The sequence below is a fragment of the Phyllobacterium sp. 628 genome (assembly GCF_014189505.1).
GTDB lineage: Bacteria > Pseudomonadota > Alphaproteobacteria > Rhizobiales > Rhizobiaceae > Phyllobacterium.
The window spans coordinates 396,429-407,894 of record NZ_CP050301.1; the positions used below are offsets into that span (position 1 = coordinate 396,429).

Here is an 11,466-nt window from a genome sequence, read left to right on the forward strand (position 1 = left end):
CTCTCCCTCATGGTGAGCTTGTCGAACCACGCACAGACGAAGGACTAGCGGTAGAGATCCGCTCTTGTCTGCGGCACCGCAGAAATCCCCCGTTTGCGTTTTGAAGCCAGCGTCTGGTTGATCTGCACGGTTCCACGCTCGAAGGCCAAGGCACAGCCTGTCAGATATAACAGCCACAGACGCGCTTTCGGCGCACCGACTTCGGCGATTGCCTCATCAAACCGCGCATGCAGGCGGTCCGCCCAGATACGGCAGGTCTTCCCGTAATGTTCACGCAGATTTTCCGCGTCGTGTACCTCGAAGCCATAACCCTCGAGATTCTCGATGGTCATGCCGAGATGATCGAGCTCGCCGCCGGGGAAAATATACTTCACCAGCGCCAGATGCTCGGCGCTCTTGCGGCCGAACGTTTTCTTGTTGCGCTTCATCCGCCGGGTAATCGCGTGATGGAGATAAAGCCCGCCCGGCCGCAACAGCTTGTTCACACTGGAAAAGTAGGTGTCGTAATGGGCAATGCCAACTGCCTCGAACATGCCGATCGACGATATCTTGTCGAACTGCATATCCGGATCTTTTGCCAGCTCCTCATAGGATTTGACGTGGATGGTGATCTTGTCTTCCAGACCTTCTGCCTTGATGCGCTCACGCGCCAGAGCAGTCTGGGCTTCAGACAATGAAACGCCAGTACCCGTGACACCATAATGCTTGGCCGCATAAATGAGCATGGCGCCCCAGCCACAGCCGATATCCAGAAGCCGGTCGCCGGGCTGCAGGCGCAGCTTGCGGCAGATCAATTCGAGCTTGTCCGCCTGCGCCTGATCGATGCTGTTGGCCCAATCGGTGAAATAAGCGCAGGTATAGACCATGCGATCATCGAGAAAGAGCTGATAGAAAGCATTCGACACATCATAATGATGGGTAATGGCTTCCTTGTTGGACCCACTGACAAATGGATTTTTGCCATCAAGGCCGGAAAGGTTGCTTTTTCCGCCGCCCAGAAGCAGCGCAGGCACGTCTTTCAGCAATTGCCATTTTGGCAGGCTCTTGAGCTTTTGCTTGAACTTCCCCTTGGGACCACGCTCGACGAGATCAAACAGGGTTCCATTCTTGACGTCGATCTGGCTGGAAATCCACAATTCGACTATTGAACCGATATTCGGCTTGAGCGCCAGTTGACGCACCGCCATCGGACTGTTGATCACCAGGACAGGGCCGTCGGTCTCACCAATGCGCTCGCCGTTCCACAATTCGACAGCAAATTGCGGCTCCAGCAACTGTATGACGGTGCGGATGATCCGTGCCGCGCTTTCTTGTGCTGCCATATATAAACTCCAGACATCGCTCCAAAACACCAGTGCCGGAGGTCGGCAGAACCTATGCGGTTCGGTGAAAACTGGCAACGGGCTTTCCTAAACCGTCAAAAAACAAAGTTTGAAACTTTTCTCTTGAAACCCGACGCAACACACCCCATTCTCAATTTGTGTTCAACGAATGAAAAGGAGGTGATCCGATGTCTCGTGATTTCGAAAACTGCCACAAGGCGTCTGATGCTTTCCATCGGGGATCGTCTCTCCGTTGAATAAGCGCCCTGGCTGATGCCGGGTAAGAAGGCCAAACGACAGCTTTGTGCCAGACGGAATTGCGGGGCCACTCTTCGGAGTGGCCCTTTCCGTTTATGCGGCACGTTTTCCTGTAATCTGAAACCCGATGGCCTTCATTACAGCAATGGTGGTTTCCAGTGTCGGATTACCGTTCTCACTGAATGAGCGATAAAGCTGCTCCCGCGCAAGACCAGTCTCCCGGGCGATTTTAGTCATGCCCTTCGCCCTTGCCACCACGCCCAGCGCCTTGGCTATGTAACCGGCATCGCCAGTTTCAAACGCATCAGCCAAAAATACTTCAATGGCGTCGTCGGATTTCAAAGCGTCGGCAGGATCGTAGTCATAGAGCTTTTTCATCATGCATCTTCCATTCCTGAATATGGCTAACTTGATGAGTAACGAATTAGATCGAAGAGCAACACAAACGTCCGATTGCATCCCAGAACACTTTGCTCTTTTCGAAATTGGTGATACCAAGATTTCTGCCTGAAAATGGTGCATCTTGCCTCTCTCGGAGGCAATTTCCTCGGAAAGACCCACAATGTCCGCCCTTCCAACCCCAAACGCCGCACCAAAGCGTGCATGGCGTGATGAAATCATTGCGATGCTGGCCTTGAGCTGGCCGATGATTCTCACCAATCTTGCGCAGACCGCCATGACGGCGACTGATGTCATGATGATGGGCTGGATAGGTCCGCATACACTGGCGGCCGGTGCGCTTGGCACCAATCTCTATTATATGCCGATGATCTTCGGGCTTGGTCTCATGCTGGCGACATCGCCGATGATGGCACGCGAGCTCGGCCGCAACAGATTCGCTGTACGCGAAATCCGCCGCACAGTGCGTCAAGGCCTCTGGCTTGCTGTGACCATTTCCATTCCGATCTGGTTTTTCCTCTGGAACACCCAGACAATCCTCACCGCCATGGGCCAGGATCCGGCGCTGGCGGCAGAAGCAGGCGCGTATGTCCGGGCATTGCAGTGGGCGGCTCTCCCGTTCTACTGCTACATCGTTGTCCGCTCCTTTATTGCAGCACTGGAGCGCCCGGGCTGGGCGCTGGTCATCGCAATCCTAGCGGTTGCCTTCAACGCTTTGGCCAATTACTGCCTGATCTTCGGACATTTTGGTTTCCCCAAGCTTGGAATCGTCGGCTCCGGCATTGCAACAACGCTGTCGTCTTTTCTGATGTTTTTTGGCTTGGTGATTGTTGTTCTTCGCGACCCGCAGTTTCGCCGGTACCGGCTGTTCGGCCGGTTCTGGCGCGCCGACTGGCCCCGCTATGGCGAACTGCTGCGACTCGGCTTGCCGATTGCAGCGATCCTCAGTTTCGAAGTGACGATCTTCAACGCCGCTGCTTTCCTGATGGGGTTGATTGGTGCCGACTCGCTTGCCGCCCATGCCATTGCCATCCAGATCGCATCAATTAGCTTTATGGTTCCCCTTGGCTTTGGTCAGGCCGCCACGGTCCGCATTGGCCGCGCTTACGGCGCTCAGGACAAGGATGGCATCAAGCGGGCAGGCTGGGTTGCCTTTGCCTCCGGAACGGGATTCATGGTTTTGACGGCGTCTCTGATGCTGCTCGTTCCATTGCAACTCATCCGTGCCTTTGTCGATATTCATGATCCAGCCAATGCACCGGTGATCTCGCTCGCCATATCATTTCTGGCCTTTGCCGCTCTGTTCCAGATTTTTGACGGCGCACAAGCGGTTGCCAGCGGTATGTTGCGCGGCCTGCACGATACAACCATACCAATGATCTATGCCGCCATTGCCTATTGGGGCATCGGTTTGCCGCTATCTATTGCGTTCGGTTTCTGGCTGAAATTGGAAGGCGCCGGTATCTGGCTTGGCCTGCTCTGCGGCCTTGCCGCCGCAGCAATATTGCTGATGAGCCGCTGGCTAAGTCGCGAGAAGCTGGGTATCGAAATTATCCACCGCTAGCCGCGTGGGTGGCTCGCGCTTAGCTAAGTTCAGAAAGCGCACCACGGAGAAGAGTGCTTTACGAGCTGCATTAATATCGTGCGTGGTTCGACAAGCTCACCGTGAGAGGGATGGATGGGCTGCACAGAGAATTTGGAAGATTGCAGAATACAGCTCCCTGCAACCCTTGCTCTCCCTCATGGTGAGCTTGTCGAACCACGCACGATGCCCATGCAATCAAAAATCGATCGTACGGCCCTTGATTTCCCAATCGCCAAACCGCACCGGATCTTTGCCGCCACGCCCGCCGATTTCGCGGGGCTGGTCATCCGGCTTGGCCTCCGCCTTGTGGCGTGCTTCCGCTTCCAGCAGAGCCCGCTGCGCTGCGGGCGGCAATTGGTCGAAAGGCTTGCTCGAAGATTGATCTTTTCCGTCAGTCTGCGGCGCCTCTGAGGTCTGATTGTTACTCATACTATTCAGGTCCATTATTGAAGCTTGCTGTCAGAAACCCCATCATATACCGGAAGACGTCAGATATAAAGGAATGGTCTTGATACTGGAAATGTTCACAATGCGGGGGATGAAACCATGAATGTCATGCGCACGGGAATGCTGCTTGCCTTCATGACCGCCCTGTTCATGGGTGTTGGTTTTCTCATCGGCGGCACCGGCGGCATGTTGATTGCCCTTGTGGTTGCCACGGGCATGAATCTCTTCAGCTACTGGAATTCCGACAAGATGGTGCTGCGTATGTACAACGCCGTCGACGTCGACCAGAAGAACGCGCCGGAATATTACGGCATCGTCAAAGACCTTGCTGCCCGTGCCGGTCTGCCGATGCCCCGCGTCTATCTCATCGAAAATGATCAGCCGAATGCCTTTGCCACTGGCCGCAATCCGCAAAATGCTGCCGTGGCCGCCTCTACTGGTCTTTTGCGCGCGCTCACGCCGCAGGAAGTGGCCGCTGTCATGGCGCATGAACTAGCCCACGTTGAACACCGTGACACGCTGACCATGACCATTACTGCCACCCTTGCCGGTGCGATCTCCATGCTTGGCAATTTTGCCATGTTCTTTGGCGGCAACCGCAACAACAACAATCCGCTCGGCTTTATCGGTATTCTCGTTGCCATGATCGTCGCGCCATTTGCTGCGATGCTCGTGCAGATGGCGATCAGCCGGACCCGTGAATATTCAGCCGACCGGCGCGGTGCCGAGATTTGCGGCAATCCGCTATGGCTGGCTTCCGCACTCAACAAGATTGCCCGGGGCGCCAAGCAGATCGTCAATGAAGAGGCCGAGCGCAACCCGGCCTCCGCATCGCTGTTCATCATCAATCCGCTGAGCGGTAAGGGAACGGACAGTCTGTTCTCCACTCACCCGAGCACGGAAAACCGCATCGCGGCGCTGGAAGCCATGGTGGAAGAATTCCGCCAACAGCCAGCGGCGCAACAACAAGCCGCAACACCTGCAACTCCCGTTGAAGAAGACCCGCAGGATGAACCGCCATCCCCTTGGGGACGTGACGGCGCATCCCGCAAAGGTCCATGGTCATGAGTTCTGAGAGAAAACGTCCTTCAGGCAAAAAGCACAGCGCATCAAACTATATCGAAGCCGAAGACCGTCCAGGTCTGGCAGCGCGCCAATGCGCCACGCGGTTGCTGGGCGCTGTTATCGAAAAGCAGACATCGCTCGACGGGTTGACTGACAATGGCAATGGCCATCCGCAATATATGGCACTGGATGAGCGCGACCGTTCGCTCGTGCGTGCCATTTTGGGCGCAGCCCTGCGCAATCGCGGTACGATAGAGGCACTGATCGGCCAATTGATCGACCGGCCGCTGCCGGAAAATGCCGTGGCATTGCGCCATCTGCTGCATGTCGCGGCAGCACAGATTCTTTATTTGGACTTGCCTGACCGTGCCGCTGTCGATCTGGCCGTCACCGCCGCCAACAATGATCCGCGCAACCGTCGCTTTGCCTCTATGGTCAATGCTGTATTGCGCCGCCTGTCGCGGGAAAAAGACAGCATTGTTTCCGCTGCAAGCAACGTCCCGGCCTGGTTTGAAGACAGTCTGATTGCCGCCTATGGCAAGGACAAGACCAAGGCCATTCTCGACATCCAGAGCAAGGAACCGCCGATTGACCTGACCGTCAAAGGCGATCCGCAGGAATGGGCCGAGCGTCTTGGCGGCATAGCCCTGCCCACAGGTTCCGTTCGTATGGCGCAGGTTGATGGTGCACTGACCAGTCTTCCCGGCTTTGCCGAAGGCGACTGGTGGGTGCAGGATACGGCTGCAAGCCTGCCTGCCAAGCTCTTCGGTGACATCAAGGGTAAACGCGTTGCCGATCTCTGCGCGGCGCCCGGCGGCAAGACAGCTCAGTTGGCGCAGGCCGGGGCGAAGGTTACGGCGCTTGATCTCTCGGCCAACCGCCTGAAGCGCCTGCGTTTAAATCTCGAACGCTTGCAACTGACGGCCGAAACTGTCGAAGCCAACCTTGCCGCCTACTCCCCCGATGAACTGTTCGATGCAGTCTTGCTCGATGCTCCTTGCTCTTCGACCGGTACAGTTCGGCGGCACCCTGATGTGCCATGGACAAAGTCACCTGCCGATATCCAGAAGCTGGCAACGCTACAGGCCAAACTGCTTGATCATGCGGTAGCTCTGGTTCGTCCCGGCGGTGTCGTGGTATTTTCCAATTGCTCACTTGATCCACTGGAAGGCGAAAAAGTTGCCAATGATCTGCTCGCCAAAAATCCGGCTATCGAATTGCTGCCCGTCACCAGGGATGAGGTCGGTGGCCTTGCCGAATTGATCAGTGATGAGGGCTATGTGCGCTCCACGCCAGCCGATCTTGCCAATGATGATCCGGCACTCTCCGGCATGGATGGATTCTTCGCGGCACGATTCCGCCGGAAACATTAAAATTGAATACTAAAATTTTAACTGTTTTGACTGCATAGTCCCGGTTTGTCGTCGACGAATTGAAGCCAGAACAATGATTTCAGGGTGCTGGAGCAAAAGCCCGCCGGACGGGAAATGTTTCGCGGAGGCGTGCAGAGGCGCCCTGAAGTGCGCCGTAACGCGGCGGAACGAGGAAATGCCGCGAGATGGTCGCGTTTAGCGAAACACCGCAACTGTGGGGACTTGCGACAGCGCAATTATGGCGCCGTTTTCGCAGGCGCTTGCGCATGGGGCCGTTGTTTCGCTGGCGCTTTACCGGCTTTACCCCGGAACGTGTGCTGATCGCCCCACAGGATTTGCGCCCCGCCGACCCGCAACTGGCGGAAGAGTTTTACCACGGACGGTTTGCACTGGCTGGCCGCGTGGTCGAGACCGGTGGCCGCTCGCCTTTCATCGTCGAACCACCCAATCCGGCATGGCAGGCAGCCCTGCATAATTTCGGCTGGCTGCGCCATATGCGCGCCTCGGGCACCGAGCTTGCCACTGCAAACGCCCGCGCGTTGCTCAGCGACTGGATAACCACCCATGGCCGCTCAATCGGCGGGCCCGCATGGACGCCTGAGGTCACTGCGCAGCGCATCATTGCGTGGTTGCAGCATTCCAGCCTCATTCTGGCCGGATCGGAACTGCGCGCCTATCGCCAGTTCATGCGCTCACTCGCCATGCAGGTCCGCTATCTCCGGACCATGGCCGCTGTCATGGATGATGGCGAAGAGAAACTGCGGGCGCGCATTGCACTGGCATTCGCTGCTCTGGCTTTGCCGGTTTCAACCAACACCGGACGTTCGGCCCGGCGCAATCTCGAATTTGAACTGGTTCGCCAGATTCTGCCCGACGGCGGTCATATCTCGCGCAATCCGCTGACAGTGCTTGAATTGCTGGCTGATCTATTGCCGCTGCGCCAGACCTATGCCAGCGGCACGGAAGCGCCGCCCAAAGCGCTGATGGAAGCGATCGAGCGCATGCTGCCCGCCTTGCGTTTCTTCCGTCATCACGATGGCAATCTGGCGCTGTTCAACGGCGTCGGCGCGACCATGCCGGAACGGGTCATTGCTGTGCTGCGCCACGATGATATTGGCGGCCTGCCGCTCACCCACGCGCCGCATTCCGGCTACGAGCGGTTGTCGATGGATTCGACAACCATCATCGCCGATACGGGCCTCGCACCGCCGGTGACCGCATCGCGTGATGCCCATGCCGGCTGTCTGTCATTCGAGATGTCGTCCGGCCGCAACCGTTATGTCGTCAATGCTGGTGTTGACCGCTATGGCCCGGCGGAGTTTCGCCCGCTTGCCCGTTCCACCGCAGCGCATTCGACGGCAACGATCAACGACACCTCGTCCTGCCGTTTCAGCGCGACATCAGGCCTTTCGACCATGATCGGTACGCCAATCATAGCGGGACCGACAAAGGTCAATATCGAGCGCATCGAACGGCCCGGCGCCGTCGGCTTTGTTGCCAACCACAATGGCTATGTCCGCCCGTTCGGTATCTATCACGAACGCCAGATTGTCCTCTCGCACAATGGCAGCGTCATCGAGGGCATCGACAGCTTCTTCGCTGCCGGGCGGAATCCGTTGCGCGGCACGGGCCGTGAGAATGCCGTCATTCGCTTCCATCTTCACCCTTCAGTGAATGTCAGTGTCGATGACAACGGCCTGATCATCCTGCAGGTCGACAATGATGATATCTGGATGTTCTCGGCAACGGTTCAGCCTTTTATCGAAGACTCCCTGTTTTTTGCCGGGTTCCGCGGGCCGGTGAAAACCCGCCAGATCTCGCTTTCGGTCAACGCCTCGCAGTTGCCGGAAGTCGAATGGCAGTTCACCCGGACGTCCCTCGGCGCATACGGCTAAGTCTATGGGATGGGGAAAACCATCCCAATTATCCTCAATATGCGATCGGAAGTAGGATTCCTTGGCAGCCTGTGCTAACCGGCTGTCAAAATCTCCCAAACTTTTCCGCTGAGGACGAATTCTCCCATGGCCGTCACTGCAAAATCCATTCCCGCTCCCAATCTTTATCCCGTCAAGCGTGCCCTCATTTCGGTGTCCGACAAGACAGGCCTCACAGCGCTGGCCCATGCGCTGCATCGCCATGGCGTTGAAATCCTCTCGACCGGCGGCACATCCAAGACCATTGCAGCCGAAGGCATTCCGGTTCGTGACGTGTCAGATATCACCGGCTTTCCCGAGATCATGGATGGCCGCGTCAAGACCCTGCACCCCAAGGTACATGGCGGCCTGCTGGCAGTGCGCGATGATCCTGAACATACCGAAGCTATGAAGGCCCACGATATCGGCGCAATTGATCTGGTTGTGGTCAATCTTTATCCGTTCGAAGAGGTTCGTTATTCCGGCGCCGACTACGCCAATATCGTCGAGAATATCGATATTGGCGGCCCGGCCATGATCCGCGCCGCCGCCAAGAACCATGCCTATGTCGGCATCGTCACCGATACCGGCGATTATGACATGGTCATCGCCATGCTGGAAAAGCACGAGGGTTCCCTGCCCTATTCATTCCGCCAGAACCTTGCTGCCAAAGCCTATGCCCGTACGGCAACCTATGACGCTGCCATTTCCAATTGGTTTACCGAAGCCCTGATGACAGAAACGCCGTCGCGCCGTGCTATTGGCGGCCATCTGCATTCCGTTATGCGTTACGGCGAAAATCCGCACCAGTCCGCAGGCTTCTACCTGACCGGCGAAAAACGCCCCGGCGTTGCCACCGCAACCCAGTTGCAGGGCAAACAGCTTTCCTACAACAACATCAACGACACGGACGCCGCCTTCGAGCTTGTTGCCGAATTCGACCCGGCGCGGACATCCGCCGTTGCCATCATCAAACACGCCAATCCTTGCGGCGTTGCTGAAGGCAAGTCACTGAAGGAAGCCTATCTCAAGGCACTTGCCTGCGATCCCGTTTCAGCTTTTGGTGGCATCGTTGCGCTGAACAAAACGCTCGAAGCCGACGCAGCCGAGGAAATCGTCAAGGTTTTCACGGAAGTCATCATTGCTCCTGACGCAACACCGGAAGCGCAAGCCATCATCGCAGCCAAGAAGAACCTGCGTTTGCTGATCACCGGCAGCCTGCCCGATCCGCGCGCATCCGGCATCACGGCAAAGACCGTGGCCGGCGGCATTCTGGTTCAATCGCGTGACAGCGGCGTGGTCGACGATCTTGAGCTCAAGGTGGTGACCAAGCGTGCGCCGACTGAACAGGAAATGATCGATCTGAAACTTGCTTTCCGCATCGCCAAGCATGTCAAGTCGAACGCCATCGTTTACGTCAAGGATGGCGCCGCCGTCGGTATCGGTGCCGGACAGATGAGCCGTGTGGACTCGGCCCGCATCGCCGCCCGCAAAGCGGAAGATGCAGCAGAAGCAGCCGGACAGGCAACACCGCTCACCAAAGGTTCCGTTGTCGCTTCTGACGCATTCTTCCCGTTTGCCGATGGCTTGCTGTCAGCGGTTGCGGCGGGAGCCACCGCCGTTATCCAGCCGGGCGGCTCCATGCGCGATGAGGATGTGATTGCTGCTGCCGATGAGCATGGCATTGCCATGGTCTTCACCGGCATGCGCCATTTCAGGCACTAGGCTTGACAGGCACTGCAGCCGGATAGGGTGTTCGCAACAGAACGGCCAATCCGGCCAGCAGGAAGATAACAATCATCGCCATGCCGAGGCGTGGCGATCCGCTGACAGCCGTCACGGTAGCCACCACAAAGGGCGCGAGAAAACTCGTCGCACGGCCTGACAGCGCATAGATGCCGAAATATCGTCCTGCTTCATCAATCGATACGCTTCGCGCCATGTAGGAGCGCGAAGATGCTTGCACCGGTCCGAATGCCAGACCGATGAGCAGGCCAAACCCGATATAGGCCTTCTCGGCGGGCGTTCCGAACAGCCCGCCTGTATCCGCGCCTGGCAGCGGCCAATAACCAAACAGCGTATAGCCCGGTCCGGTCGAAACAATACCGATAGTTGCGACGGTGAGCAGCACCAGCGAGATCACCACAACGACCTTAGAGCCAAGCATGGTGTCGAGACGGCTTGCGGCGACACAACCGAAAATCGCAACGACGTTGAGGATAATCCCGTAAATACCGATTTCCGCCGTCGCCCAGCCGAACATGGTCGCCGCAAATGCACCACCGAGCGCGATCAGGGCATTGACGCCATCCTGATAAATCATCCGCCCGACCAGAAACCGCAGAATGCCTGAACGCTGCCGCACCTCGCCAATGGTCGATTTCAGTTCAGCCAGCCCCATATGCACGGCCTTGCCAATAGGCTGACCCTTGCCGCTATCGGGTGTAAACAGGAACATCGGCAGGACGAAAACCAGATACCAGAGCGCCGACAGCGGGCCGGTAGCCCGATCACCTTCGCTTGCAGCGGGATCAAGCCCAAGGATCGGGTTCAATCCCAGCATGGTCTTGCCGGTTTCGGGCGAACCCGCCATGAACGCAACCACGAAGATCAGAACAATCATGCCGCCGAGATAGCCAAGTCCCCAAGCCATGTTGGAGATGCGGCCAATATCTTTTTCCGGCACCAGCCGCGGCATCATCGAGTCGTTGAAGACGATGGAAAATTCCGCCGCTATCGAGGCCAGCGAAAAGAAGATCAGCGGGATGATGAGGTTTGAACCGGGTGCCGCAAACCACAACATGGTCAGCGCGAAAATCTGGATGATGGCGAAGAAGCCGATCCAGGGTTTTCGTGCACCGGTTTGATCGGCGATCGATCCAAGGATCGGTGACAGCACCGCAATGATCAGCCCGGATATGGCAATGCCATAACCCCAGGCAGCTTGCCCGGTGGCAGGATCGCTCGCCATCCGCGCCACGAAATAGGGACCGAAAATGAAGGTCGTGACAACCGTGAAGAACGGCTGTGCCGCCCAGTCGAAGAGCATCCATCCCCAGATGCCCCGTTTCGACACAGCCATCGCGTTTCCTTCCCTGATCCAG

Annotated in this window: 9 protein-coding genes; 5 read left to right on the forward strand and 4 right to left on the reverse strand. The window is 57.3% G+C overall.

The genetic code is table 11. From position 1 onward, the window contains the following. Positions 1–44: 44 nt before the first annotated feature. Entirely contained in the window at positions 45–1,322 is a 1,278-nt protein-coding gene (locus HB779_RS03490; protein ID WP_188344419.1) for a cyclopropane-fatty-acyl-phospholipid synthase family protein, read from the reverse strand. A 351-nt stretch (positions 1,323–1,673) separates the two neighbouring features. Continuing rightward, entirely contained in the window at positions 1,674–1,961 is a 288-nt protein-coding gene (locus tag HB779_RS03495; RefSeq protein WP_188344420.1) for an addiction module antidote protein, read from the reverse strand. Between the two features lie 181 nt (positions 1,962–2,142). Here HB779_RS03495 and HB779_RS03500 point away from each other — a divergent pair, with 181 nt between their 5' ends. Continuing rightward, a complete protein-coding gene (locus tag HB779_RS03500; RefSeq protein ID WP_188344421.1) occupies positions 2,143–3,543 on the forward strand; it encodes an MATE family efflux transporter in 1,401 nt (466 codons plus the stop codon). Positions 3,544–3,759: 216 nt separating this feature from the next. Here HB779_RS03500 and HB779_RS03505 read toward each other — a convergent pair whose 3' ends face one another. Next, entirely contained in the window at positions 3,760–4,002 is a 243-nt protein-coding gene (locus tag HB779_RS03505; RefSeq protein ID WP_371823909.1) for a DUF1674 domain-containing protein, read from the reverse strand. A gap of 108 nt (positions 4,003–4,110) precedes the next feature. Between HB779_RS03505 and htpX the strand changes: the two genes are divergently transcribed. The 4 genes from htpX to purH all read left to right on the forward strand — a co-directional run bounded on the left by htpX (position 4,111) and on the right by purH (position 10,087). Continuing rightward, entirely contained in the window at positions 4,111–5,079 is a 969-nt protein-coding gene (gene htpX / locus HB779_RS03510) for a zinc metalloprotease HtpX (protein ID WP_188344423.1), read from the forward strand. Continuing rightward, on the forward strand, positions 5,076–6,449 hold the full coding sequence (locus HB779_RS03515; protein ID WP_188344424.1) for an RsmB/NOP family class I SAM-dependent RNA methyltransferase: 1,374 nt from the start codon (positions 5,076–5,078) through the stop codon (positions 6,447–6,449). Before htpX ends, HB779_RS03515 begins: the two co-directional genes overlap by 4 nt. Before the next feature lie 185 nt (positions 6,450–6,634). Continuing rightward, a complete protein-coding gene (locus HB779_RS03520; RefSeq protein ID WP_188344425.1) occupies positions 6,635–8,344 on the forward strand; it encodes a heparinase II/III family protein in 1,710 nt (569 codons plus the stop codon). A 126-nt stretch (positions 8,345–8,470) separates the two neighbouring features. Beyond that, a complete protein-coding gene (purH, locus tag HB779_RS03525; protein WP_188344426.1) occupies positions 8,471–10,087 on the forward strand; it encodes a bifunctional phosphoribosylaminoimidazolecarboxamide formyltransferase/IMP cyclohydrolase in 1,617 nt (538 codons plus the stop codon). Here purH and HB779_RS03530 read toward each other — a convergent pair. Then, complete coding sequence (locus tag HB779_RS03530) at positions 10,077–11,444, reverse strand: MFS transporter (protein WP_188344427.1); 1,368 nt, start codon at positions 11,442–11,444, stop codon at positions 10,077–10,079. The genes purH and HB779_RS03530 overlap by 11 nt on opposite strands. Between the last annotated feature and the right edge of the window lie 22 nt (positions 11,445–11,466).

What these genes read in the sequence shown, in the direction of transcription:
- HB779_RS03495 (WP_188344420.1), bottom strand. Translation starts at nt 1,961, where the DNA reads ATGATGAAAAAGCTCTATGACTACGATCCTGCCGACGCTTTGAAATCC.
- purH (WP_188344426.1), top strand. Translation starts at nt 8,471, where the DNA reads ATGGCCGTCACTGCAAAATCCATTCCCGCTCCCAATCTTTATCCCGTC.
- HB779_RS03500 (WP_188344421.1), top strand. Translation starts at nt 2,143, where the DNA reads ATGTCCGCCCTTCCAACCCCAAACGCCGCACCAAAGCGTGCATGGCGT.
- HB779_RS03515 (WP_188344424.1), top strand. Translation starts at nt 5,076, where the DNA reads ATGAGTTCTGAGAGAAAACGTCCTTCAGGCAAAAAGCACAGCGCATCA.
- HB779_RS03490 (WP_188344419.1), bottom strand. Translation starts at nt 1,322, where the DNA reads ATGGCAGCACAAGAAAGCGCGGCACGGATCATCCGCACCGTCATACAG.
- HB779_RS03520 (WP_188344425.1), top strand. Translation starts at nt 6,635, where the DNA reads ATGGTCGCGTTTAGCGAAACACCGCAACTGTGGGGACTTGCGACAGCG.
- htpX (WP_188344423.1), top strand. Translation starts at nt 4,111, where the DNA reads ATGAATGTCATGCGCACGGGAATGCTGCTTGCCTTCATGACCGCCCTG.
- HB779_RS03530 (WP_188344427.1), bottom strand. Translation starts at nt 11,444, where the DNA reads ATGGCTGTGTCGAAACGGGGCATCTGGGGATGGATGCTCTTCGACTGG.